The 24,861-nt window shown below is 66.1% G+C and carries 20 protein-coding genes, 2 tRNA genes and 4 pseudogenes; 18 read left to right on the top strand and 8 right to left on the bottom strand.

The features are described 5' to 3' along the window. Nucleotides 1-10: 10 nt before the first annotated feature. From ACTTAI_RS07810 to ACTTAI_RS07790, 5 genes are all read left to right on the top strand, one after another. Nucleotides 11-451: a MaoC family dehydratase gene (locus ACTTAI_RS07810; protein ID WP_444455216.1), complete on the top strand. Its 441-nt coding sequence runs from the start codon at nucleotides 11-13 to the stop codon at nucleotides 449-451. A 41-nt stretch (nucleotides 452-492) separates the two neighbouring features. Beyond that, the gene (ribF, locus tag ACTTAI_RS07805; protein WP_444455215.1) at nucleotides 493-1,410 is read left to right on the top strand and encodes a riboflavin biosynthesis protein RibF; all 918 of its coding nucleotides are present in this window, start codon (nucleotides 493-495) and stop codon (nucleotides 1,408-1,410) included. Nucleotides 1,411-1,483: 73 nt separating this feature from the next. Beyond that, on the top strand, nucleotides 1,484-1,900 hold the full coding sequence (locus tag ACTTAI_RS07800) for a YcgN family cysteine cluster protein (RefSeq protein ID WP_444455214.1): 417 nt from the start codon (nucleotides 1,484-1,486) through the stop codon (nucleotides 1,898-1,900). Then, nucleotides 1,901-2,947, top strand: coding sequence for a threonine aldolase family protein (locus ACTTAI_RS07795; protein WP_444455213.1), 1,047 nt, complete (start codon nucleotides 1,901-1,903; stop codon nucleotides 2,945-2,947). It begins immediately after the preceding gene. 88 nt (nucleotides 2,948-3,035) lie between these two features. Further along, nucleotides 3,036-3,111, top strand: a tRNA-Ile gene (locus tag ACTTAI_RS07790). A 774-nt stretch (nucleotides 3,112-3,885) separates the two neighbouring features. Here the strand turns inward: ACTTAI_RS07790 and ACTTAI_RS07785 are convergent. The 4 genes and pseudogenes from ACTTAI_RS07785 to pdxH form a co-directional block, all read right to left on the bottom strand. After that, nucleotides 3,886-3,962 (bottom strand) — tRNA-Pro (locus ACTTAI_RS07785). Between the two features lie 187 nt (nucleotides 3,963-4,149). Next, nucleotides 4,150-4,431: a DUF192 domain-containing protein gene (locus ACTTAI_RS07780; RefSeq protein ID WP_444455212.1), complete on the bottom strand. Its 282-nt coding sequence runs from the start codon at nucleotides 4,429-4,431 to the stop codon at nucleotides 4,150-4,152. Nucleotides 4,432-4,472: 41 nt separating this feature from the next. Next, nucleotides 4,473-5,003, bottom strand: a pseudogene (locus tag ACTTAI_RS07775) (cold-shock protein). A 184-nt stretch (nucleotides 5,004-5,187) separates the two neighbouring features. Further along, nucleotides 5,188-5,811, bottom strand: coding sequence for a pyridoxamine 5'-phosphate oxidase (pdxH, locus tag ACTTAI_RS07770; protein WP_444455211.1), 624 nt, complete (start codon nucleotides 5,809-5,811; stop codon nucleotides 5,188-5,190). 127 nt (nucleotides 5,812-5,938) lie between these two features. Between pdxH and fabI the strand changes: the two are divergent. The 6 genes and pseudogenes from fabI to trpE all read left to right on the top strand — a co-directional run bounded on the left by fabI (nucleotide 5,939) and on the right by trpE (nucleotide 12,684). Next, a pseudogene (gene fabI / locus ACTTAI_RS07765) lies at nucleotides 5,939-6,759 on the top strand (enoyl-ACP reductase FabI). 1 nt (nucleotide 6,760) lies between these two features. After that, entirely contained in the window at nucleotides 6,761-7,378 is a 618-nt protein-coding gene (locus tag ACTTAI_RS07760) for a LysE family translocator (protein WP_444455210.1), read from the top strand. Between the two features lie 10 nt (nucleotides 7,379-7,388). Continuing rightward, nucleotides 7,389-7,895, top strand: coding sequence for a xanthine phosphoribosyltransferase (gene gpt, locus ACTTAI_RS07755; RefSeq protein ID WP_444455209.1), 507 nt, complete (start codon nucleotides 7,389-7,391; stop codon nucleotides 7,893-7,895). Between the two features lie 157 nt (nucleotides 7,896-8,052). Beyond that, complete coding sequence (locus tag ACTTAI_RS07750; RefSeq protein WP_444455208.1) at nucleotides 8,053-9,228, top strand: aminotransferase; 1,176 nt, start codon at nucleotides 8,053-8,055, stop codon at nucleotides 9,226-9,228. A gap of 86 nt (nucleotides 9,229-9,314) precedes the next feature. Next, nucleotides 9,315-11,168, top strand: a complete 1,854-nt coding sequence (locus tag ACTTAI_RS07745; protein WP_444455207.1) for a SurA N-terminal domain-containing protein — start codon at nucleotides 9,315-9,317, stop codon at nucleotides 11,166-11,168. Nucleotides 11,169-11,179: 11 nt separating this feature from the next. Beyond that, a pseudogene (trpE, locus tag ACTTAI_RS07740) lies at nucleotides 11,180-12,684 on the top strand (anthranilate synthase component I). A gap of 202 nt (nucleotides 12,685-12,886) precedes the next feature. On the opposite strand, the gene ACTTAI_RS07735 reads toward trpE, so the two are convergent. Further along, nucleotides 12,887-13,507 (bottom strand): divergent polysaccharide deacetylase family protein, encoded by a 621-nt coding sequence (locus ACTTAI_RS07735; RefSeq protein ID WP_444455206.1) that lies wholly within the window; start codon nucleotides 13,505-13,507, stop codon nucleotides 12,887-12,889. Continuing rightward, complete coding sequence (locus ACTTAI_RS07730) at nucleotides 13,458-14,285, bottom strand: hypothetical protein (protein ID WP_444455205.1); 828 nt, start codon at nucleotides 14,283-14,285, stop codon at nucleotides 13,458-13,460. Before ACTTAI_RS07730 ends, ACTTAI_RS07735 begins: the two co-directional genes overlap by 50 nt. A gap of 147 nt (nucleotides 14,286-14,432) precedes the next feature. Here ACTTAI_RS07730 and ACTTAI_RS07725 point away from each other — a divergent pair, with 147 nt between their 5' ends. The 5 genes from ACTTAI_RS07725 (at nucleotide 14,433) to lexA (ending at nucleotide 18,123) form a co-directional block, all read left to right on the top strand. After that, complete coding sequence (locus tag ACTTAI_RS07725; protein WP_444455204.1) at nucleotides 14,433-15,020, top strand: anthranilate synthase component II; 588 nt, start codon at nucleotides 14,433-14,435, stop codon at nucleotides 15,018-15,020. Further along, entirely contained in the window at nucleotides 15,017-16,027 is a 1,011-nt protein-coding gene (gene trpD, locus ACTTAI_RS07720; RefSeq protein WP_444455203.1) for an anthranilate phosphoribosyltransferase, read from the top strand. Before ACTTAI_RS07725 ends, trpD begins: the two co-directional genes overlap by 4 nt. Then, nucleotides 16,024-16,818, top strand: a complete 795-nt coding sequence (trpC, locus tag ACTTAI_RS07715) for an indole-3-glycerol phosphate synthase TrpC (protein ID WP_444455202.1) — start codon at nucleotides 16,024-16,026, stop codon at nucleotides 16,816-16,818. The genes trpD and trpC overlap by 4 nt, the downstream gene beginning before the upstream one ends. Continuing rightward, nucleotides 16,812-17,285: a cyclic pyranopterin monophosphate synthase MoaC gene (moaC, locus tag ACTTAI_RS07710; RefSeq protein ID WP_444455201.1), complete on the top strand. Its 474-nt coding sequence runs from the start codon at nucleotides 16,812-16,814 to the stop codon at nucleotides 17,283-17,285. Before trpC ends, moaC begins: the two co-directional genes overlap by 7 nt. 121 nt (nucleotides 17,286-17,406) lie before the next feature. Beyond that, nucleotides 17,407-18,123: a transcriptional repressor LexA gene (lexA, locus tag ACTTAI_RS07705; protein WP_444455200.1), complete on the top strand. Its 717-nt coding sequence runs from the start codon at nucleotides 17,407-17,409 to the stop codon at nucleotides 18,121-18,123. Here the strand turns inward: lexA and ACTTAI_RS07700 are convergent. After that, a complete protein-coding gene (locus tag ACTTAI_RS07700) occupies nucleotides 18,117-20,204 on the bottom strand; it encodes a ComEC/Rec2 family competence protein (protein ID WP_444455199.1) in 2,088 nt (695 codons plus the stop codon). The two genes, lexA and ACTTAI_RS07700, sit on opposite strands and share 7 nt — an antisense overlap. A 184-nt stretch (nucleotides 20,205-20,388) precedes the next feature. On the opposite strand from ACTTAI_RS07700, the pseudogene gltX reads away from it, so the two are divergent. Both gltX and gltA read left to right on the top strand, forming a co-directional pair. Then, nucleotides 20,389-21,787 (top strand): annotated as a pseudogene (gene gltX / locus ACTTAI_RS07695) (glutamate--tRNA ligase). Nucleotides 21,788-21,888: 101 nt separating this feature from the next. Further along, nucleotides 21,889-23,184 (top strand): citrate synthase, encoded by a 1,296-nt coding sequence (gene gltA / locus ACTTAI_RS07690; protein WP_444455198.1) that lies wholly within the window; start codon nucleotides 21,889-21,891, stop codon nucleotides 23,182-23,184. Nucleotides 23,185-23,248: 64 nt separating this feature from the next. Here the strand turns inward: gltA and ACTTAI_RS07685 are convergent, their stop codons facing one another. After that, nucleotides 23,249-24,817 (bottom strand): glucan biosynthesis protein, encoded by a 1,569-nt coding sequence (locus ACTTAI_RS07685; protein ID WP_444455197.1) that lies wholly within the window; start codon nucleotides 24,815-24,817, stop codon nucleotides 23,249-23,251. Between the last annotated feature and the right edge of the window lie 44 nt (nucleotides 24,818-24,861).

Below are 24,861 nucleotides of genomic sequence, written 5' to 3'. Positions count from 1 at the left end.
AGCGCCTCTCATGACCGACCCCATCGTCCGCGGCACGATCTGCATCGACCAGCTCGAGGTCGGCATGATGCGCAGCCTGACCAAGGAAATCACCGACCGCGACATCGAACTTTTTGCCGAGGTCTCGACCGACTGCAACCCGGTGCATCTGGATGACGACTTCGCCAAGGGCACGATGTTCAAGGGCTGGATCGCGCATGGGATGCTCTCGGCCGGGCTGATCTCGGCGGTGATCGGCGAGCAGCTGCCGGGCCATGGCACGATCTACCTTGGCCAATCGCTGAAATTCCGCGCCCCGGTCCGCCCCGGTGACGTCGTCACGGCCGAAGTCACGGTTGCGTCGATCGACCCGGTGAAGCGTCGCGTGACCCTTGAAACCCGCTGCCGCGTGGGCGATACGGTGGTGATCGAGGGCGAAGCGCAGGTTCTGGCGCCCGCCTGCAAGAGCTGACACGACCGGCGGCCTCGCCGGAGGCGGGGACGAGACCGGGAATGCAGACCTATACCCATTGGACGGCTCTCGCCCGAGGCGCGTGGCGCCTCGGTGGCGATGGGCAATTTCGACGGGTGCATCTGGGGCATCAATCGGTGATCGATCTGGCGCGCGGTCGCGAGCCCTTGGGCATCATCACCTTCGAACCCCATCCGCGCGAAGTCTTCGCCCCGGATGCCGCGCCCTTCCGGCTGATGAACGCCGAAGCGCGGGAACATCGGCTGGCGAAACTCGGCGTCGAACGGCTTTACGAGCTGCCCTTCAACCGCGACCTTGCGGGGATGGACCCGGAAACCTTCGCCCGCGAAGTTCTGGCCGAGGGGCTGGGCGTCGCCCATGTCACGGTGGGCGGCGATTTCCGCTTTGGCAAGGGCCGCGCCGCGGGCACGACCGAGTTGATCGCGCTTGGCCGCGAGCTTGGCTTTGACGTCACGGTGGCGCCGCTTCTGCACATCGACGGGATCGAGGTCCTCGACCAACATCCGCAAGGCGCTGGCCGAGGGCGGGTGCGCGATGCGGCGAAGATGCTCGGTCACCTGCACCGGATCGAGGGCGAGGTGATGCACGGCGACAAGCGCGGCCGCGACCTTGGCTTTCCGACCGCCAACATGTCGGTGGCGCGGCTGCATCTGCCGAAGCTCGGCGTCTATGCGGTCAAGGTCGATGTGCTGACCGGCCCGCATGCGGGGGCTTACCTCGGCGCGGCGAGCCTTGGCGTGCGGCCGATGTTTGGCGAAAACGCGCCGAATCTCGAGACCTTCCTCTTCGATTTCGAGGGCGATTTGTACGGCCAGCACCTCTCGGTGGCGCTGGTCGACTATCTGCGCCCGGAAATGAAGTTCGACGGCCTGCCCGCCCTGATGAAACAGATGGCAGCCGATTGCGAAACCGCGCGCGAAATCCTGCGCTCCGCGTGATGTGACTATGAAAATGCCCCGATCCGAGTCAGCTTTGCGCGATGAGTAGTAATCTGCGCCCCTGTTCTGGACCTTGCCGCTGGCCAAGCTGACCCCCGCCGAATGGGAGGCCTTGTGCGATGGCTGCGGCAAATGCTGCCTCAACAAGCTCGAATACGAAGACACGGGCGAGCTCGAGTTCACCCGGGTCGCCTGTCGGCTGCTCGACGGCGAAAGCTGCCGCTGCCGCAACTACGAGATCCGGCATCAATTCGTGCCCGAATGCGTGCGGTTGACGCCGAAATCGCTGAAGAAAAGCGTCTACTGGATGCCCGTGACCTGCGCCTATCGGCTGCGCTACGAGGGCAAGCCGCTCGAGCCCTGGCACTATCTGATTTCCGGCGATCCCGAGACGGTGCATGACGCCCGTCAATCGGTGCGCGGATGGACCGTCTCCGAGGCAGAGGTGCCCGAGGAAGACTGGCAGGACTATATCATCGAGGACCTCTGAATGCATTTTGCTTCTGACAACACCGCGGGCGTCGCACCCGAGATCATGGCTGCGCTGGCGGCGGCGAATGCGGGTCATGTGGCCTCGTATGGGGCCGATCCGCTGACCGGGGCGGTGGTCGAACATCTGCGCGAGATCTTCGAGGCGCCGCATGCTTCGGTCTATCTGGTGGCGACCGGAACGGCGGCGAATGCGCTGTCCTGTGCGGTGCTGACTCAGCCCTGGGGGGCGATCTTCTGCCACCGCAATGCCCATATCGAAGAAGACGAATGCGGCGCGCCCGAATTCTACACCGGCGGCTCGAAACTGGTTCTGGTGGACGGCCCGCATGCGAAGATGGACCCTGCCGGTCTGCGCGCGGCGATCGCCCATACCGCGCGGGCCGGGGTGCATAACGTGCAGCGCGGCATGGTCTCGCTGACGAATGCGACCGAGGCCGGAACAATCTACACCCCCGCCGAAGTCGCCGCGCTGACGGCGGTCGCGCGCGAGTTCAAGCTGCCGGTGCACATGGACGGGGCGCGGTTTGCCAATGCCCTCGTCACTCTGGGCTGCACGCCCGCCGAGGTGACCTGGAAAGCCGGGATCGACGTGCTGAGCTTTGGCGGCACCAAGAACGGCTGCATGGGGGTCGAGGCGGTGATCATCTTCGATCCCGCCCGCGCCTGGGAGTTCGAGCTGCGCCGCAAGCGCGGCGGCCATCTCTTTTCGAAGCACCGCTTCCTTGCGGCGCAGATGGCGGCCTATCTGGACGGCGATCTGTGGCTGCGCCTCGCCCGGCACGCGAATGCGATGGCCGCACGGCTCTCGGCGGGGATTGCGGCGGTGCCCGGGGCATCGCTTACCCATCCGACGCAGGCGAACGAGGTCTTCGCCGCCTTCCCCGTGCCGCGCATCGCGCGCTCCATGCGGCGGGCGCCCTATTATCTCTGGCCCTTCGACCAATCGCTCGACGGCCCGGGCGAGACGCCCTTGGCCGCGCGGATGGTGACGACCTGGGACACGACCGCGGAAGAAATCGACACCTTCCTCGCGCATCTGCGCTGAGCGTCGGGGATCGGAATGGGGCGGCCCCCTGCCCCATTCCGGCGCTTGACCGTTGTGCCCATCTTGCCTAGAGCTTTGCGCACTCTGGGGGCCTGTAGCTCAATGGTTAGAGCCGGGCGCTCATAACGCCTTGGTTGGGGGTTCGAGTCCCTCCGGGCCTACCAGAGCATCCCTTTGATCTCAAAGAATAACCTTGATTTTCCGACCCTTGTGCCATTTTTGGTCCCAGAGTTGGTGCCAGAATCGGGGTGCAAGATGGCTGGGAAGCTTCGGTATTGGAAAGAGAAGGATGGCCGCTTCTGGGCACGAATCTCTGTTCCCGAAAGGCTTCAACCGTATCTTGACCAGCCCCGGTGCGAACTTTCTGAACCGCTCGGCGGTGATCGTCGCACCGCCTTGCGCCTGCATCCGGCAGCGGTTGCGCGCCTTCAACACGTAATCGCCGTCGCTCAAAGCAGGGCCGACCTTCATTGACGAGAACGCTTACGCCCGCCTTCTGTTTGATCTGCGCATGGCCGCGCGGGCCGCCGACTGGGAAACGGCCCTGACCGAAGTTCTCTGTGACGCAAACATCCTGCCCGCGACGTGCCGAGGAGAGATTGAACTCACGGCTTCGTGAGCGGATGACGAAAAGACACCGGTTCACCGAACAAGCTCTACCTCGTTCTGAAATTGCGCACTCCACGAAACCGACGATGCACTTGCGGCGACGCCGCCCGAACATCTCGAAGACGTTATTGCGGCCATCAAGTGCAGGCTCGAAGCCGCTTGATCCCCGGCACAATCAACAAGCACGCGGGCGAGGTGAAAACCTCGCCCGTTTTCATGTCAAAGGCGAGTCGGCCCAACCGGAAAGCCCATGTGTTACACACGCCTGACTGTAACACATGGCCGACCGAGCCGCCGCCTAAGCCATTGACTATAAAGGGAATTCGGAATGGTCGGGGCGGCGAGATCTGAACTCACGACCTTCTGTACCCAAAACAGACGCGCTACCAGGCTGCGCTACGCCCCGATTGCGCCTTCAATAGCGACACCGGCGGGCGCTGAAAAGGGGAAATGGCTCAGTCGAGCGGCAGGATGCGCTGTCCGGGTGCCAGCCCCAGCGCAGCCGCCTGCCCGCCCGCGATCTCAAGCACATATTGATCGGACCGCCCGACCAGATCGGGGTCTCGTCATAGGGCGCGCGTCGGGATGGATGGTCAGAATGTGGCCCGTGGCATCGATGAAAAGCATGTCGAGGGCAAAGGCGTATCATGCATCCAGAACGCGACCGTGCGCGGCCCCGGATAGACGAAGATCATGCCGCTGCCCGGATCAAGATGATCGCGCCCCATCAGACCGCGTTCGCGCTCGGCCTCGGTATCGGCGATCTCGACGTTCAGGCGCAGCCGACCTTCGGGGCGTTCGATGCAGAGCACGGCCTCGCCCTGCCCCTGACGCGCCGCCGCGAAGCTGGCATCATCGCAGTCGGCAGCGGCCACAGGAGCCGCCAGCCCGCAAAGACCCGCGACAAGAAAAAGGATCAGCGCGTGCGCAGCGCGGATTCCCAGCTTGTGACCTGCGCCGCCATCCGGCCGCGCCGCCCCTCGATCACCCGCAGACATACCGCCTCTCCCGGCGCCAGATCGGCGAACCCCGAGCGGCGCAGCACCTCGACATGGATGAAGACATCTTCGGGCCTGCCGAAGACATTTGCAAAGCCAAAACCCTTGCCCTTGTCGAACCACTTCACCCGCGCCGGTTCCAGCGGCAGCGCCGCGATCACCTCGGGGTCGGTCTCGCCCAGATCCTCGATCGGCGCCAGCCGGTTGTCGGTTTCGGGCGGCGAGATTTCGAGCACTTCGATCGCCTGCGCCCCGCGCGGCGTCGCCTGCACCAGCACGCGAATCCTGCATTGTCAGCCACCGAGCTTTGTCCGAAATTGCGCAGCACATTGGCATGGAGAAGAATGTCCGGTCCGCCTCGCCGTCGAGGATGAACCCGAACCCTTGCCCGCGTCGAACCATTTCACCCGACCCGCGACTTCACGCGCCGCGCCCGCTTCGTCAACCATCCGCTGCCGTCCATTTTCTGATGCGCCGGGACTGTGGACGTCCGCCAGAGCGCTGCAGATCAGTTGTCACAGGTTCGCAACCGGATTCAAGCTGATTTGGCTTGTCTTTTTGGGCAGTCTGCGATTGGCGAAGCGTGAAATGCAGTCAATTTGAGCCGCATTTCAGGCTGACGCAGCGTCAGGATCAGGGGTTCAGCCGAAGGATCTCCCAGGCGGCGCCCGGCGCGTCACGGCGCCAGCGGAAGCGATCATGCAGCCGAAACGCCCCGTCAGCCCAGAATTCGATCTCGAGCGGCAAGATGCGGAAACCACCCCAGAACGGCGGACGCGAGGGCGCGGTGCCATGCGCGGCCGTCACCTTCGCCACCTCGGCCATCAGCGCCGTGCGCGAGGACAGCGGTTCACTTTGCCGCGAGGCCCAGGCACCGAGCCGCGACTTGAGCGAGCGCGAGGCATAATAGGCGTCCGCCTGCGGCCCCTCTTCACGACTCACGAGGCCGCGCACGCGGATTTGCCGACGCAGGCTCTTCCAGTGCAGCACGAAGGCGGCTTTGCCCGCAGCCTCGATCTCGGCCGACTTTGCAGAACCGTAATTGGTATAGAACAAAAACGCCCCGCCCGAGGGCGCGTCGTGCGCCTCGATCTCTTTCAGAAGCACCATCCGCACATTGGGCAGCCCCTCGGCATCGACGGTGGCCAGGGCAATGGCATTGGGGTCGTTGATCTCGGTTTTCTCGGCTTCGGTCAGCCAGGATTGCGCCAGCGCAAAGGGATCTTCGCCCGCAAAGATGCCGGTTCTGTCGCTCATATCCTGCCCTTTCTGTTGAGGATGCGACGCCAAGGCGCCGCTGCCCCGACGTCAACCCGCCTTGCTGACTTTGCAATCTTCGCCTAATGAGAGCGCACTTTCCAGAGGCAAGCGGGAGATTGCGGAAATGACGACGGGCCTGATGGCGGGAAAACGGGGCCTGATCATGGGGCTCGCCAATGACAAGTCGATCGCCTGGGGCATCGCCAAGGCGCTTGCCGATGCGGGCGCTGAGCTTGCCTTCTCCTATCAGGGCGAGGCGCTGAAAAAGCGCGTCGAGCCGTTGGCCGAAAGCCTTGGCAAGCCGCTCCTGTTCGAATGCGACGTGGCGAATGAAGACAGCATGGATGCGCTTTTCGCCGGGCTGAAGGACGCGTGGGGGACACTCGATTTCGTGGTCCATGCGATCGGGTTCTCCGACAAGAACGAGCTGCGCGGTCGCTATGTCGACACCTCGCGCGGCAACTTCACCATGACGATGGACATTTCGGTCTATTCCTTCACCGCCGTCTGCGCCCGCGCCGCGGCGATGATGCCCGCGGGGGGCTCGCTGCTCACGCTGACCTATTACGGCGCCGAACAGGTGATGCCGCATTACAACGTGATGGGCGTTGCGAAAGCCGCGCTGGAAGCCTCGGTCAAGTACATCGCCGAGGATCTGGGCAAGCTCGGCATCCGCTGCAACGCGATCTCGGCCGGGCCGATCAAGACGCTGGCCGCCCGGGCATCGGCGATTTCCGCTACATCATGAAGTGGAACGAGCTGAATTCGCCCCTGCGCCGCAACGTGACGCAGGAAGAGGTCGGCAAGGCCGCGCTTTACCTGCTCTCGGATCTGGGGTCGGGGACCACGGGCGAGAACCTGCACGTCGATGCGGGCTATCATGTCGTCGGCATGAAGGCGGTCGACGCGCCCGATATCGACGTGGTGACGGGGCGCAAGGACTGAGATGAGCTTCGCCGCCTTTCTGGGCATCTACATGATCTCGCTTGCGGCGGCGATCTCTCCGGGTCCGGCGGTGCTGCTGGCGGCCCGGACAAGTCTGCGCGAGGGCTTCGTGCGCGGCGCCTGGCTCGCTGTCGGCATCGGCCTTGGCGCCTGCATCTGGGCCGTTGCGGCGATGTTCGGACTGGCGCTGCTGTTCAAGATCGCCCCCACCCTGCTCACCGTGCTGAAATTCGCGGGCGCGGCCTATTTGCTTTACCTTGCCTACAAGATGTGGCGCCATTCGGCCGAGCCGATGTCGATGGAACTGCCCGAGGATCACGCCAGCCGCACCGCGCTGGGGCAAGTCTGGCGTGGCATTGCGGCCCAGCTGGCCAATCCGAAACCGGCCGTTTTCTTCGGCACGGTCTTCCTGACCTTCCTGCCGCCGGTGGTGCCCTTCTGGGCTTACGGCGTCATTCTGGGCATCATCTTCTTCAACGATACGGTCTGGAACGTGCTTGTGGCGCGGATCTTCTCGCTCGACCGGACGCGGGCCGCCTATCTGGGCCTGAAAACACTGATCGACCGCACTTTCGGCGGGCTTCTGGGGCTGATGGGCCTGAAGCTTGCCCTGACCTGAGGAGGCAAAGATGGCCGAACGTTTGCCGCATGAAAAAGGCTTTCACGTCAGCTGGGACCAGCTGCACCGCGATGCGCGGGCGCTGGCCTGGCGGCTCGATGGCAAGGGGCCCGACAATGGCGCCTGGAAGGCAATCGTGGGCATCACCCGCGGCGGCATGGTCCCCGCGGCGATCATCGCGCGCGAACTCAACATCCGCATCATCGACACGATCTCGGTCAAGGGCTACAACCACCAGACCCAATCCGATCCGGTGGTGATCAAGGCGCCGCAGGATGATCTGATGGGCGCCGAGGGCGAAGGCATTCTGGTGATCGACGATCTGGTGGACAGCGGCAAGACGCTCGAACTAGTGCGCCGCCTGTATCCCAAGGCGCATTTCGCCACCGTCTATGCGAAACCGAAGGGCCGCGAGCAGGTCGACACCTACATCACCGAAGTCTCGCAAGACACCTGGATCTTTTTCCCCTGGGACATGGCGCTGCAATACGTCCAGCCCTATCGCGGCACCGACTGAAGCCGCGCGCCCGGCCCCACCCGCGACAGGGCGTATTTGCACCAAGAAAAAGCAGGCGGTTTTTTCTTGGCAAAAATACGCGCCCGCCGCAGGCGTCCTCCCCTTGCCAAGGGCGCGGGCGAATGGAAGGGTGGCGCGACACTGACCGGAGGCCGCCATGATCCACCCGCTGAACCCCGCGCTTGGCACTACCTTTGCCCCCCCGGTGATGGAGGCGCGGCGCTGGATCGAGGGGGTCACCTTCCCGCCCGAGCGGCCCTTGATCAACGTATCCCAAGCCGCGCCGATCGATCCGCCGCCGCTCGCGCTGCGTCAGGCGATCGCGCAAGCGGCGCTCGACAACCCCGCCGCGCATCTTTACGGGCCGGTCCTGGGCAATGGCGATCTGCGCGCCGAGGTGGCGGCGCAATGGTCCGCGACCTATGGGGGCACCATCACCCCGGCGCAGGTGGCGATCACCCAGGGCTGCAATCAGGCCTTCTGCGCGGCGCTCGCCACTCTGGCGGGTGCCGGGGATGAAGTTCTTCTGCCAACGCCCTGGTATTTCAACCATAAAATGTGGCTCGACATGGCGGGCGTGACGACGGTGCCGCTGCCGACCGGGCCGAGCCTGCTGCCCGACCCGGATCACGCGGCGGCGCTGATCACCCCCGCCACCCGCGCCATCGTGCTGGTCACGCCGAACAACCCGGGCGGCGTCGAATATCCGGCCGAGCTGGTGCGCGCCTTTGCCGATCTGGCCCGCCGTCACGGCCTTGCGCTGATCGTCGACGAGACCTACCGCGATTTCGACGCCCGATCGGGAGCCCCGCATGATCTTTTCACCGACCCCGATTGGGACGAGACGCTGATCCAGCTTTACCTTTCGAAGGCCTATCGGCTGACCGGCCACCGCGTCGGCGCGATCGTCGCGAGTGCGGCGCGGCTGGCCGAGGTGGAGAAATTCCTCGATACCGTCGCCATCTGCCCGAGCCAGTTGGGCCAGATCGCGGCGCTTTGGGGGATGCAGAACCTGACGCAATGGGTCGCGGGCGAACGGGCCGAGATCCTCGCCCGTCGCGCTGCGATGACGGCGGGGCTCGCCGCACTGCCGGGCTGGAAAACGCTCGGCTGTGGCGCCTATTTCGCCTATGTCGAACACCCCTCGCCCCTGCCCGCCCCGGAGTTTGCCAAGCGTCTGGTGACCGAGGCCTCGGTGCTGCTGCTGCCGGGCACGATGTTCATGCCCGCGACCGACCCCGCCGGGCAGCGCCAGCTGCGCATCGCTTTTGCCAATATCGACACCGCGGGTATCGCGGAATTGATGAGGCGGCTTGCCGCATTGCAGCCCTGATCGGGGACGACTGCGGCTCTGATGCTTGCGGCCTTGCGGCCAAAGCCCTAAACACCCCAAAAGACCAGAAAACCCCGGGAGGTCCCATGTCGACGTTGTTGCGCAGCTCTGGCAAGAGCGTGATGGTCTGGGTGCTTCTGGCGATGATCGTTCTGGGCCTTGGCGGCTACAAGGTCAGCAGCTTCTCGAACCGCGGTCAAAGCATCGGGGCGGTGGGCGAGAGCGAAATCAGCACCCGGCAGTATACCCAGGCGCTGCGGCAGGAAATCGACGCCGTCGCGCAGCAGATCGGCCATGCGCCCTCGATGTCCGAAGTGCGGGCGATGGGGTTGGATCAGGCAGTGCAGGCGCAGCTTTTCAACACCGCGGCGCTGAGCGAACAGGCCCGGCGGCTTGAGCTGTCGGTCGGCGATGCCGAGGTGAGCAAGCAGATCCGTTCGGCCCGGCCGTTTCAGGGCATGGATGGCAAATTCGACCGCGAGACCTATCGCGAGGCGCTGCGGCAGCAAGGCATGACCGAAAGCGGTTTCGAGACGCAGTTGCGCGCCGATATCGCCCGCTCGATCCTGCAAGGCGCGGCGGCGGGCGGCGTGGCGGCTCCGGCGCCGCTTCTGGACAGCTACATCGGCTATCTGGGCGAAACCCGCGATGTGGCCTTTGCCGAGATCCCCGATGCCGGGATCGTCGAGGCGCTGCCCAAGCCCGATGACGCGACGCTGAAGGCCTATTACGAGGCGCAGATCGCCGAATTCACCAAGCCCGAAACGCGCGAGATTTCCTACGTCTGGCTGACGCCCGAGATGCTGAAGAACGACATCACCATCGACGAGGCGCTGCTGAAATCGACCTATGACGAGCGCAAGTCGGACTATGTGCAGCCCGAGCGGCGCAAGCTGAAAAAGCTCGTCTTCCCGACCATGGCCGAGGCCGAAGCCGCGATGGCGAAGATCAAGGCGGGTACGGCGACGCTGGTCGATCTGGCCAAGGAGCGCGGGCTGAGCGCGACGGATATCGACCTTGGCGAGGTCTCGCAGGATCAGGTCGGCGGCGATGCGGGCAAGACCGTCTTTGCCCAGACGACCCCCGGCCCGGTCGGGCCGCTCGACACCGATCTTGGCCCGGCGATCTTCGAGTTCGAAAGCCTCGTGCCGAGCGAAACCACCACCTTCGACGAAGCCAAGGGTGACATTGCCGCCGAACTGGCGATCGACAAGGCGCGGCGAATGATCGGCGACATGACTTCGGAGCTTGAAGACAAGCTGGCCTCGGGCGCGACGCTTGAGGACATGGTCAAGGAAACCAAGATGCAGGCGGGCAAGATCTCGATGGCGGCCGATACCCGCGACGGCATCGCCGCCTATGACGCCTTCCGCGAAGCGGCCGCGAAGGTCACCGCCGACGATTTCCCGGAACTTGGCACGCTCGAAGATGGCAGCGTTTTCGCGCTGCGTCTTGATGGCGTGACGGCGGCGGCGCCGATCCCCTTCGCGCAGGTTCGCGACAAGGTCGAAGCCAGCTGGCGTGCGGCCGAGCTCGTGAAGGCGAAACAGGCGAAGGCCAAGGCCGTGGGCGAGACGCTGGCGGCGGGCAAAACGCTGACCGAGGCCGGGCTGACCGAGAAATCGGCCCCCGATCTGCAGCGCGACGGCTTTGTCGAGGGCGCGCCGCAGGCGCTGGCGAAAACCGCCTTCACGACCGAGGCCGGCAAGACCGCCGTTCTGACCGAGGACGGCAAGGTCTTCGTGCTGCTCGTGCGCGCGGTGAAACCGGCCGACATGGCCGATCCGGAACTGGTGCAGCTGCGCAAGACCTTCGACACGCGGCTTGGCCAGTCGATCGGCACCGATCTCGTCGCCTTCTACGCCCGCGCGGCGCAGGCCGAGGCCGGTATCAAGCTCGACAGCGCGATGATCGCTGCCGTGCAATCGCAGTTTCAGTGACGGAGGCCCCGATGGTCGCGCTTTTCCCCGGATATGACGCGTTCGAGGCCGCCTGGGCCGAGGGCCGCAACCAGCTGGTCTATGCGCGGCTGGCGGCCGATCTCGATACGCCGGTCTCGCTGATGCTGAAGCTGGCGGATGCACAGAAGAACAGCTTCATGCTGGAATCGGTGACCGGCGGCGAAGTGCGCGGGCGCTATTCGATCATCGGCATGAAGCCCGACGTGATCTGGGAATGCCGCGGCACGGCGGCGCGGATCAACCGGCAGGCCCGGTTCGAAGATCGCTTCGAAGACCTGCCCGGCCATCCGTTCGAGAGCCTGCGGGCGCTGATCGCCGAAAGCCGCATCGACATGCCCGAGGGCCTGCCCGCGGCGGCGGCCGGGCTCTTCGGCTATCTTGGCTATGACACGATCCGGCTCGTCGAGCATCTGCCGAACGTCAATCCCGATCCGCTCGGCGTGCCCGATGCGGTGCTGATGCGGCCCTCGGTCGTCGCCGTGCTGGATGGCGTCAAGGGCGACGTGATCCTTGCGCCCCGCCTTCCATGGATCGGGCCTCTCGGCGCGGGCGGCCTATGCGCAGGCGGCGGAACGGGTGATGGATGCATTGCGCGATCTTGACCGCACGCCCGCACAGGGCCGCGAGATGGGCGAGGCCGCGCAGGTCGGGCCGCTGAAATCGAACTTCACCCCCGAGGGCTACAAGGCCGCGGTGGAGAAGGCGAAGGACTACATCCGCGCGGGCGACATCTTTCAGGTCGTGCCCGCGCAGCGCTGGTCTGCGGATTTCCCGCTGCCGCCCTTTGCGCTTTACCGCTCGCTGCGGCGCACCAACCCTTCGCCCTTCATGTTCTTCCTCAATTTCGGCGGCTTCCAGATCGTCGGCGCCTCGCCCGAGATCTCGTGCGGCTGCGCGATGGCGAGGTGACGATCCGCCCGATCGCGGGCACCCGCCCCCGCGGCGCGACGCCCGAGGAAGACAAGGCGCTGGAAGCGGACCTGCTCGCCGACAAGAAGGAACTGGCCGAGCATCTGATGCTGCTCGATCTGGGCCGCAACGATGTCGGCCGGGTGGCGAAGATCGGCACCGTGCGCCCGACCGAGAAATTCGTGATCGAGCGCTATTCCACGTCATGCACATCGTCTCGAACGTGGTGGGCGAACTGGCCGAGGGCGAGGATGCGCTCTCCGCCCTGCTCGCCGGTCTGCCCGCGGGCACCGTTTCGGGCGCGCCGAAAGTGCGGGCGATGGAGATCATCGATGAGCTGGAACCGGAAAAGCGCGGCATCTATGGCGGCGGTGTCGGCTATTTCGCGGCAAATGGCGAGATGGACATGTGCATCGCGCTGCGCACCGCGGTGGTGAAGGATCAGACGCTTTACATCCAGGCGGGCGGCGGTGTCGTCTATGACAGCGACCCCGAGGCGGAGTTCCAGGAAACCGTGAACAAATCCAAGGCCCTGCGCCGCGCGGCGGAAGATGCGGGGCTCTTCGTGCGCCGCGGCAACCTTTAAGCCCGCCCGCGCGAAGGGCGTATTTGGACAAGGAAAAACAGCCTTCCCTTCGGGGAGGGCTTTTTCTTGGGCGAAATACGCAATTCCGGCGGCGGCGACCGGGACGACCTGCGGAAAGGGGCGTATTTGGTCCAAGAAGAAGCCGATGCCGTTTCTTCTTGGTCCAAATACGCTCTTGCAGGGGGCCGGGCCGGGCGCGGCCTTACTTGCCGCCTTGCGCCTTCAGCAGCGCCGAAAGCGGCGCGAGGTTGTATTTGCCCCCGTCTTCCGAGGCCCAGGCGGTCAGACCGGCCACGGATTCGGGCCAGGCGGAGAGCATGACCACCGTCGAGCCGTCCTTCGTCGCCTCGAACGCCGCGCGGCCGAGCGTGCGGGTGATCACCGCCGCCTTGTCGCGCTGCGCATCGAGCACGCGAAAGATGCCCTCGCGCGGGGTGTCCCGCGTCGCCTTTACACCGATCGCGCCCGGTTGCGTGACATAGCCCATCCCCTCGGCGCCAAGCGCCTTTTCCACCTGCGTCAGCAGACGGGCATTGCCCTGCAGCACCGGGGTTTCCGGTTCCACAAGCGCAATCGCCTGCGGCACGGCCTGATGCCAGGCGGCCAGCGCCACTTCCAGATCCTGCGCCGTCGCCCCTTCGGGCAGGGGATCGGCCAGCATCGCGACCTCGAGCCCGGCGTCGCGGTAGCCTTGCGCCGCCTCGGTCACGCCGGGCGCGGCGGGATCCAGCACCACCGTCACCCAATCGCCAAGCGCCGCGATCGTCTGCGGATCAAGCCCCCCCCCCTTCAGGGTGCCGACATCGACCAGCAGCACCGTCACGCTGGGTTTGCCGGGTTTGGCGACGAAGGGCGCGGCAAAGCGCTCGAGCGCGGGGCCGGTGTCCTCGGGCGCGGGGGTGCGGCACCTCGGCGGGCGCGGCCTCCGTCTTGCCGAAGGGTTTGACCGGCGTGCCGGAGGGCGGAACGGAACTCCCCTGCGGCTGCGCACCAATCTGCGGCAGGCGGTTCACCTTCGTGCCCGCGGCCGCGGCAAAGCCCGCGCTGTCGCCCGGCACGATCACCCGGGGCCGCGCGGGGCTTTGCGGCACCACGGCACCATCCGGCATCAAGGTGATCTCGCCGCTCGCGGCGGGCGCAGGCGCAGCTTCGGCCGGGGGCAGATCGGGGGCCGCGGCCTCGCCCGGCGGCGGCACCGGCATCGCGGGCTCGGCCTGCGGCGGGGTCTCGAGCGCGACCGCGGGGTTTGCGGCGGCGGCGCGATCACCGGCGGCGTTTCGGCGGTTTCGGGTTTCGCGGGCGGCTCGGTTGTTTAGCGCGGGCGCGGTCTCGATGACCGGCGTCTGGGCGGGGGCGGCGGGGATGGCGGGCGTTTCCTCGGGCACGGGCGTTGCGGCGGGGGCCGCAGGCGGAGCTTCAACCCCGGTGCGGGCGAATTCGGAGGCCTCGGGCAGGGCCACGGCCTGAGACGGCGTGGCGTCGGGGGACGCAGTCTTGCCCAGACCCTGCTGCGGCAACGGCATCACCAGCGAGACCCCGCCCAGCCCCAGCCCCGAGACGACCACACCCGCAACCATGCCCTTGATCAGACCGCCAGCCATCCTGCCCCTCTTCGACCTTTTTGCCGCTTTCTGCGCGCCTAGATCGCGGCCTTGAAGGCTTGACCCCGGCCGCTTGCTCTGAACATCTATACCGCGACGCCTGACCCGGTTCACCCCCAGAATGCGGGCGGCCAGAAGGATTTGCGCATGCTCCTGCTCATCGACAACTACGACAGCTTCACCTGGAACCTGGTGCATTACTTCGGCGCGCTCGGCGCGGATGTGAAGGTGGTGCGCAACGACGCCATGGATGTGCAGGAGGCGATGGGGCTGGGTGCCGAAGCGATCGTGCTGTCCCCCGGGCCCTGCGATCCGGCGCAGGCGGGGATCTGCATTCCGCTGACGCTCGCCGCGGCCGAGGCGGGCGTGCCGCTGATGGGGGTCTGCCTTGGCCATCAGACCATTGGCGAGGCTTTCGGCGGCAAGGTGATCCGCGCGGGCGAGATCGTGCACGGCAAGATGGGCACGATCCATCACGAGGGCAAAGGCGTCTTCGCCGGTCTGCCGAGCCCGTTTCAGGCAACGCGCTATCACTCGCTCATCGTCGAGCGGGAAAGCCTGCCCGACTGCCTTGAAGTCACGGCATGGCTCGACAGCGGCATGATCATGGGGCTGCGGCATCGCACCAAACTGATCGAGGGGGTGCAGTTCCACCCTGAATCCATCGCCTCCGAGCATGGCCACGCGATGCTGCGCAATTTCCTGACGGAAGCGAAAGTGAAGGTGAGCGCATGAGCGAACTCAAGCCCCTGATCGGCCTTGCCGCCGACCGCCCGCTGACCCGTGCCGAGGCCGAAACGGCGTTTGAGATCTTCTTCGAGGGCGCGGCGACGCCCGCACAGATGGGCGGGTTGCTGATGGCGCTGCGCACCCGTGGCGAGACGGTGGATGAGATCGCCGCCGCCGCCTCGGTGATGCGCTCGAAGATGCACCGGATCGCCGCGCCCGAGGGGGCGATGGACATCGTCGGCACCGGCGGCGACGGCAAGGGCACGCTGAACATCTCGACCGCGACGGCTTTCGTCGTCGCTGGCGCGGGCGTGCCGGTCGCCAAGCACGGCAACCGCAACCTGTCGTCCAAGTCGGGCGCGGCGGATGCGCTAACGGCGATGGGGCTCGACGTGATGAAGGGGCCGGAGGCCGCCGAAAAGGCGCTGGCCCATGCCGGGATCACGTTTCTCATGGCGCCGATGCACCATCCGGCGATGAAGCATATCGGCCCGGCGCGGGTCGAGCTGGGCACGCGCACAGTCTTCAACCTGCTCGGGCCGCTGACGAACCCGGGCGGGGTGAAGCGGCAGCTGACCGGGGCGTTCTCGCGCGCCTGGATCCGGCCGATGGCCGAGGTGCTGAAGGCGCTCGGCTCGGAGGCGGCCTGGCTCGTGCACGGCTCGGACGGCACCGATGAGCTCTCGATCTGCGGGGTGAGCTGGGTGGCTGCGCTGCGCAATGGCGAGATTTCGGAATTCGAGGTCCACCCCGAGGAAGCCGGTCTGCCGACGCATCCGTTCGAGGCGATCATCGGCGGCGAACCGGCCGAGAATGCGCGCGCGTTCAATGATTTGCTGGATGGCCGCAAGGGCGCTTACCGCGATGCGGTGCTGCTGAATGCCGCCGCGGCGCTGGTTGTGGCGGGCAAGGCGGGCGATCTGAAGACGGGGGCCGCGATGGCGGCGGAAAGTCTCGACTCCGGGGCCGCCAAGGCGCGTCTTGTGGCGCTGCGCGAGGTGCTGGGCGCATGACGAACATCCTCGACCGGATCAAGGCCTACAAGCTTCAGGAAGTGGCCGAGGCGAAAACCCGTGTGTCCTTGGCGGAGCTTGACGCGCAGGCCAAGGCGCAGGCGCCCTGCCGCGGCTTTGCCGAAGCTTTGCGCCAGAAGGCCGCGCAAGGCTATGGGCTGATTGCGGAAATCAAGAAGGCCTCGCCGTCGAAAGGGCTCATCCGGCCCGATTTCGACCCGCCTGCCCTCGCGCGGGCCTACGAGGCGGGCGGCGCGGCCTGTTTGTCCGTCCTGACCGACACGCCCAGCTTTCAGGGCGCGCCGGAGTACCTGATTGCGGCGCGGAACGCCTGTTCCCTGCCCGCTTTGCGCAAGGATTTCCTTTACGACACCTATCAGGTCGCCGAGGCCAGGGCCTGGGGCGCCGATTGCATCCTGATCATCATGGCCTCGGTCGAGGATGCGCTGGCGGTCGATCTGGAAGCGGCGGCGACGGGCTGGGGCATGGATGTGCTGATCGAGGTGCATGACCGCGCCGAACTTGACCGCGCGCTGAAATGGCTGAAATCTCCGCTGCTTGGGGTGAACAACCGCAATCTGAAGACCTTCGAGGTGACGCTTGATGTGACCCGCGCGCTTGCGCCGACGATCTTGGCGGAAGGGCGGGACTTGGTCTGCGAAAGCGGCATCTTCACCCCCGACGACATGGCCGCGATGGCCGCGGTCGGCGCGCGGCGCTTCCTGATCGGCGAAAGCCTGATGCGACAGGCCGATGTTGCCGCCGCCACGAAGGCGCTTCTGGCATGCTGACCCATTTCGACGCCGCGGGCAAAGCCCATATGGTCGACGTGTCCGAGAAGCTGCCGACGACCCGGGTCGCGGTGGCCGAGGGCTGCATCGTGATGGCGCCCGAAACGCTGGCGCTGGTGCTCGCCGGCACGGCGGAAAAGGGCGACGTGCTGGGAATTGCCCGCGTCGCGGGGATCATGGCGGCGAAGAAGACCGCCGATCTGATCCCGCTCTGCCATCCGCTGGCGCTGTCGAAAGTCTCGGTCGAGCTGACGCCCGATCCGGCCCTGCCCGGCGTGCGGATCGAGGCGACGGTGAAGACGACCGGCCCGACCGGGGTCGAGATGGAGGCGCTGACCGCCGTTTCGGGTGCGGCGCTGACGCTCTATGACATGCTGAAAGCCACCGAAAAATCGATGCATATAGAGGGGATACGGCTTTTGTCGAAAGACGGCGGCAAGTCCGGCCCCTATCGCGCGGCGCCCTGAAACCGCCACAACCCTTGCCAGTGCATTAACGCCGAGCCCGGGGGTGTCATTGACACGAAACGGGAACGGGGTTAGAACACTTGCGGAACGTCGGGCACTGACGCGAGCGGGGGGCAACCGGATGCTGACACACAAGCAATTGGAACTCTTGGATTTCATCCAAAAGCGCATGGCGCGGGATGGAGTTCCGCCCTCGTTCGACGAAATGAAGGATGCGCTGGATCTGCGCTCGAAATCGGGGATTCACCGGCTGATCACGGCTCTGGAAGAACGCGGATTCATCCGGCGCCTGGCGCATCGCGCGCGGGCGCTTGAAATCGTCAAACTGCCCGAGTCGATGGAACGCGCGGCCGAGGCGGAACGCGGGCTGCAGACGCAGCCGGGCTTCAACCCGACGGTGATCCCGGGCAGCCGCATCGATCCGCCGCGCGGCGCGATGGAGGTTTCGGCCGCGGCGCTGGATATCCCGATGATGGGGCGCATTGCGGCCGGTGTGCCGATCGAGGCGATTGCCGAGGTCGCGCATAACGTCACCGTTCCGGGCTCGATGCTCGCGGGGCGGGGCGAGCATTACGCGCTTGAAATCAAGGGCGATTCCATGATCGAGGCGGGGATCAACGATGGCGACATCGTGGTGATCCGCAGCCAGTCGACGGCAGAGAATGGCGATATCGTCGTCGCGCTGATCGAGGATCACGAGGCGACGCTGAAGCGCTATTACCGGCGCGGCGGGATGATCGCGCTTGAGGCCGCGAACCCGGCCTATGAGACGCGGCTTCTGCGCGAAGATCAGGTGAAGGTGCAAGGCCGTCTGGTCGGGCTTATCCGCAGCTACTGATCGCCCGCGGGCAGATCCGGCTCTGGCGCCGTCCGGTCTTCGGGCGGCCTTTTCCGTTTCAGCCGGTCAGTCCAGAGCCGGTGCCCAGCCTCGGCCCGGGCCGCGCGGCTCTGCCCCGCCGCGTCAAAGGCAAGCGCGCCGGTGCGGGCCAGCCGTCGCGCGTCGTAAAGCTGGCAATCGCCCTTGAACCCCTTGGGCGCGATCGTATCAAGAACAACCAAGGCCCCGTCCCGGCAGGCTTTTTCCAGATTTCCGAGCGCCGCCTTGCCGGTCAGATGCACAAGCGCCCTGCCCTGCCATGCGGCCTGTCTTGCCCCTTTCGGACCACTGAACCCCGTCCGAACAACGGCCTCTTTCGGCGTTACGGCATCGCCATCGGCTTCAAGCCAGCCCTCGGCGGTGAAGCTGGGCGCGGCTTTCGACAAAGCCCGCCCCTCGGGCGTCATCAGGCCGACAAGCGCGCCTTCGGGGGCGATGAGCAGCGCGGGACGCGAGGCGAGCCCCCAGCCCGCGAAGGCGAGCAACAGCACCGCGACCATCGCCGAGCGGAACGCCCCACGAGACAGCACGGCAGCGCCCGCGGCAAGGGCCAGCACTGGCAGCACCCAACCGGGCGGCTCGGGCAGGAAGGTCTGCGCCCCGGCAAGACCCGCGACGAACTCGGCCACCGCCAGCACCCATTCGGTGCCGAGCCCCATCAGCCAGAGTGCCGGACCAGCCAGACCCAACGGCGCCAATAAAGCCGCGACGACCCCGGCGGGCATCACCACGATCCCCATCACCGGCACCGCGAGCAGGTTCGCGAGAATGCCGTATTGCGACATCCGCCCGAAATGCGCCGCGGCGATCGGCGCCGTCGCCAGCCCCGCGATGAGCGAGGTCAGCACCAGCATGATCACCGGGCGAGCCACCCACGGCAGGCGATGATGATGCGCCGCCCAGGGTGCCGCCATCAGGATCAGCGCCACGGTCGCGGCGAAGGACATCTGAAAGCCGGGGCCGGTCAGCGCCTCGGGCCACAGAAACAAAAGGAAGATCGCCGCCAGCGCCACCGTGTGCAGGCTCAGCGCGCGCCGGTCGACAAGGATCGCCGTCAGCATCACCGCCGTCATGATCCAGGCGCGTTGCGTGGCGATATCGCCGCCCGAGACCCAAAGATAAAGCGTCGAGGCCGCCAGCGCGACGGCTGCCGCGATCTTCTTTGTCGGCCAGATCAGCGCGAAGGGGCCAATCAGCGCGAGCCCCCAGCGCAGCGCCCCGAAGACGAAGCCCGCCAGCATCCCCATGTGCAGCCCGGAAATCGACACGATGTGGTAGAGGTTCGAGGCCCGCATCGTCGCATTCGTCGCCTCGGCAATCCCCGAGCGATCGCCCGTCATCAGCGCCGCCGCGACCGCCCCGGCCTGACCACCGATGCGCGCCTGCATCGCTGCCGAAAGCCGCATCCGCATCCGATGCGCGGCCAGCCCCCAATCGTCTGCGGGCGGGGCGATCACCACCACGGGGCTGCGGGTGTAGCCAAGCGCCCCCAGCCCCTCGAACCAGGCGTTGCGGCGAAAATCCCAGGCGCCGGGGGCGATCGGCTCGGCGGGCGGGCTGAGGTGTGCGGTCGTCGCGACGCGCAGACCCGGCTCGGGCGCAAGGCGGGCGATATCGCCATGCAGCGCGATGCGGATCTTGGCGGGCCGGGCCTCGGGCGCGACCTTGGCCAGCCTGACCTGATCCAGCGTCAGCCGGATCACGTCACGGGCCGAGCGGTCGATCTCGATGATCCGCCCCTCGACCGGGCCGTAATAGTTGAAAGGAAGCACCGGAGCCGCCACCGCATGTGCGCGCCAGCTGGCCGACATCAGCCCAAGCGCGGCCATCACCAGAAGCGTCGCGGGCAGGTGCAGGAAGCCCGGGCCGCGCAGCCACAAAAGCACCGCCAGCACGATCACCGCGGCAGCCGCGGCGAAGACGGGCACGCCGGGCTCGAAGGGCAGCAGGAAGTAAAGCCCGACGCCAGTCCCAAGTCCCAAAGGCGCCCAGAGCACCCAGTCGAGTTGCGCCCGATCAAGCGCCGCCAGGGGATCGGCCAAGCCCCCCCAAAGCCCCGAAAGCCGGAGCCTTGTCGCGCCGGGGTGCATGGGGGATGCCTGCGCCACTTGTCCTGTCGCCCTCTCCTGCATTAGAGAAACCCTCAAGCAAGCCTACGGGCTTCATGGTTTCCAAAAGGTTAAAACGCGCCCTCCGGCGGTCCCGGAGCCCGCAAGAAAGGCCGCAATGTCGCAAAAGATCGTCACCCGTTTCGCCCCCTCGCCCACCGGCTATCTGCATATCGGCGGCGCCCGGACGGCGCTGTTCAACTGGTTGTTTGCCCGCGGTCACGGCGGCACCTTCCTGCTGCGGATCGAGGATACCGACCGCGCGCGCTCGACCCCGAGGCGACGGCGGCGATCCTGAAGGGCTCGACTGGCTCGGCCTCGATTTCGACGGCGAGGTGGTGAGCCAGTTCGACCGTGCGCCGCGGCACGCCGAAGTCGCGCGCGAGATGCTGGCCCGGGGCGCCGCCTACAAGTGCTTCTCGAGCCAGGACGAAATCGAAGCCTTCCGCGAGGCCGCAAGAGCCGAGGGGAAATCGACACTGTTCCAGTCGCCCTGGCGCGACGCTGACCCGTCGACGCACCCGGATGCGCCCTATGCGATCCGCCTGAAGGCGCCGCGCGACGGCGCGACGGTGATTGCCGACAAGGTGCAGGGCGAGGTCACGGTGCGGAACGACCAGCTCGACGATATGGTTTGTTTACGCTCGGATGGTACACCTACTTACATGCTTGCCGTCGTCGTCGATGACCACGACATGGGCGTTACCCATATCATCCGGGGCGACGACCATCTGATCAACGCGGCGCGGCAGATGCAGGTGTATCACGCGATGGGCTGGGAGGTGCCGGTGTTCGCGCATATCCCGCTTATCCACGGCCCCGACGGCAAGAAACTGTCCAAGCGTCACGGCGCGGTGGGCTTGGAAGAATATCAGGCGATGGGCTACCCGGCCGCGGGCATGCGCAACTATCTGGCGCGTCTGGGCTGGAGCCATGGCGATGACGAGGTCTTCACCGACGCGCAGGCGCAGGAATGGTTCGAACTGGAAGGAATCGGCCGCGCGCCGTCGCGGCTCGATTTCAAGAAACTCGAAAATGTCTGCGGCCATCACATGGGCCAGATCGCCGAGGACGATCTGATCGCCCAGATTTCGGGCTATCTGGAGGCGGCGAACCTGCCTGCGCTGACGCAGGCTCAATCTGCGGCTTTGCACAAGGCGCTGCCCGTGGTGAAATCCGGGGCAAAGACCTTTGGTCAGCTGCTGGAAAAAGCGCGCTTCGCCCTGATTTCCCGCCCCGTCGAGATCGACGAGAAGGCGATGGGATCGCTTGATCCGGTATCCCGTGGTATACTGAAAGAATTGACGCCGCAGTTGCAAAATGCTAGCTGGGTGCGTGAGGAGCTCGAAAGCGTGGTCGCGCGTGTGGCCGAGGCGCATGGACTGGGCCTTGGCAAGATCGCGGCGCCCTTGCGGGCAGCGCTGGCGGGACGGGCGGCAACGCCCTCGGTCTTCGACATGATGGAATTGCTGGGCCGCGAGGAAGTGCTGGCCCGGCTGAGCGATCAGGCGGCCTGAGGCCCGGCCGCCCTCTCCCGCAGCCGGTTCGTCGGGAACCGGCCCGCGGGAACCGGGAAGGATGCACCGGCGTGGCCCGCCGGATGAATGGAGAGGGAACCATGGCTGAAACGAAACGCACGGCAACGCTGACGCTTGACGGCAAGACCTACGATCTGCCGGTGCTGTCGCCTTCGGTGGGGCCGGATGTGCTCGACATCCGCAAGCTTTATGCGCAGGCCGACGTCTTCACCTTCGACCCCGGCTTCACCTCGACGGCCGCCTGCGAATCGGAGATCACCTATATCGACGGCGACAAGGGTGAGCTTCTGTACCGCGGCTATCCGATCGAGCAACTGGCCGAAAAGTCGCATTACCTTGAAGTCTGCTACCTGCTGCTGAACGGCGAGTTGCCGACCGAAAAGCAGATGACCGATTTCGAGTTCCGGATCACCCGGCACACGATGCTGCACGAACAGATCCACATGTTCTTCCGCGGCTTCCGCCGGGACAGCCACCCGATGGCGACGATGGTGGGTGTCGTCGGCGCGATGTCGGCCTTCTATCACGACTCTCTCGACATCAACGACCCGTGGCAGCGTGAGGTCGCCGCGATGCGGATGATCGCGAAACTGCCGACGATCGCCGCGATGGCCTACAAATATTCGATCGGCCAGCCCTTCGTCTATCCGCGCAACGATCTCGATTACGCGGCGAACTTCCTGCACATGTGCTTCTCGGTCCCCGCCGAACCCTATGTGGTGAAACCGGAACTGGCCAAGGCCATGGACCGGATCATGATGCTGCATGCCGATCACGAACAGAACGCCTCGACCTCGACGGTGCGTCTGGCGGGCTCTTCGGGGGCGAACCCCTTTGCCTGCGTCGCGGCCGGGATCGCCTGCCTTTGGGGGTCGGCGCATGGCGGTGCGAACCAAGCCTGCCTCGAGATGCTGCGCGAAATCGGCTCGGTGGAGCGCATTCCGGAATATATCGCCAAAGCCAAGGACAAGAACGACCCGTTCCGCCTGATGGGCTTTGGCCACCGCGTCTACAAGAACTTCGACCCGCGCGCCAAGGTGATGAAGGAATCGGCCGACGAGGTGCTCGACCTGCTCGGCGTGCACGACAACCCGATCCTGCAGGTCGCCAAGGAACTGGAACGGATCGCGCTCGAGGACGAATATTTCGTCTCGAAGAAACTTTACCCGAACGTCGACTTCTACTCGGGGATCATCCTCGAGGCGATGGGCTTCCCGACCGCGATGTTCACCCCGATTTTTGCGCTCTCGCGCACGGTGGGCTGGATTTCGCAATGGAAGGAAATGCTCGGCGATCCGACGGGCAAGATCGGCCGTCCGCGCCAGCTTTACACCGGCAAGGTGCAGCGCGACTACGTTCCGGTGCCGAGCCGCTGAGCGACGCGTCAGAAACGAACAAGGCCGGGGGAAACCCCGGCCTTTTGCATCAGCGGTGCGGCGCTTACCGCAGCCGCTCGATCTGCGCAGGATGCAACACCCCGGCCCAGGTCTCGCTCAGCGCCCGACCGCCGCGCTTGATCGTGGCCAGCAGATCGACCGTCTCGGTGCCGGGTGCGGTCTTCACGTCGAAAACGAGCCGCCAGCGGTCGGTGCCGCGGATCGGATGGGCGAAGGGGTTGATGATCTCGACCCCCTTCGGCGCTGTGATCGCAGGCTGCACGGCATCGGCCTCGCCCAGGCCTTCCAGCGCCGGGCCTTCGAAATCCAGCACCACCTTGATCTGATCCTTCGGCAACGACTGGCCCGGATTGCCCCCCGCGCCGATGCGACTGTCCACCACCTGCGCCAGATCGGTTTGCAGCGGCGCCTTGTCGACCCAGTGCAGGGTGTAGTCGAAACGCAGCTCCTGCCCCGGCGCGGGCAGGGTCTCGGGCGTCCAGAAGGCGACGATATTGTCGTTCGTCTCGTCATGCGTCGGCAGCTCGACCAGCGTCACCGCCCCCCTGCCCCAGTCCGAGGTCGGTTCGACCCAGACCGTGGGACGGCGGTCATACCAGACGCCATCATCCTGATAATGATCGAAATTCCGGTCGCGTTGCACAAGACCGAAGCCCTGCGGCGCGGGCCCGGCAAAGCGCGTGGTGACGATCTTGCCCGGCGCATCGAGCGCGCGCCAGATCGGCGTGCCCTCGGCCGGTGCGATCAACAACCCGTCGCTGTCATGCACCTCGGGGCGCCAGTCGAGCGATTGCAGCCGGTTCGTCTCGGAATACCAGAACATCGAGGTCAGCGGCGCGATGCCGAGCCGCGCCACCGGCTTGCGCAGGTAAAGACGGCTTTCGACCGCCATCACCTGCCCCTGCCCCGCGCGGTTGGTGATCACCATCCGCCAGACCCCGGCCAAGCTGCGCCCCTCGACCAGCGCGGTGACGATCGCCTGCCCCTCGGGCGCGTCTTCCAGATAGACCTCGGTGAAGCGGGGGAATTCCTCGCCCGAGGGCAGGCCAGTATCGACGGCGATGGCCCGCGCCGAAAGACCGAATTGGCTCAGCGCCCCCTCGGTCCGGAAGTAGGAGGCGCCAAGGAAGGAGATCCAGTCACCCGAAAGATCCGGGCGCAGGATGCGGAAGCCCGCGAAGCCCGCATCGGGCGCAAGATCATGCGCCGGGCTGTCGTCGGGCATGTCGAAGAGGTCGGGGGAATAGACGACCTCGCGCGCCGCGCCGTTATGCACGGCAAACATCTTCACCGGCTGGCGGAAATAGGTGCCCATGTGGAAGAACTGCACCGGCACGCCGTCCTGATGCAGGGTCTTGTCCTTGCGGTAGCGAATTTTCCAATGCGCGTCGAAATCGATGCGGGCGAGCACCTCGGGCTGGCGCGGCGGGCTGGGCACATAGGGCGCGCGGGCGATCACGGCGGCGCGGGCGGCCAAGGCGTCAAAGCTGAAGGGCGCGGGCGCGGCAAGGGTCGGGCCTTCGGTGGGCGTCTCGGCCCATGTCGCGGGGGCGATGGGGGCGAGCAGCGCAAGCGCCGCACTGGCCGCGAAGAAAAGGGGGCGCAGGGTCACGGCAGGCTCCTTTGCTTCTGGCCGGGTGCCCACCGAAAGACAGG

Origin of the sequence: Rhodobacter capsulatus, from assembly GCF_052363175.1 — a bacterium.
Classification (GTDB): Bacteria; Pseudomonadota; Alphaproteobacteria; order Rhodobacterales; family Rhodobacteraceae; genus Rhodobacter; species Rhodobacter capsulatus_D.
Note: the sequence above shows the minus strand (reverse complement) of the source record. Positions and strands in the feature narration are given on the sequence as shown.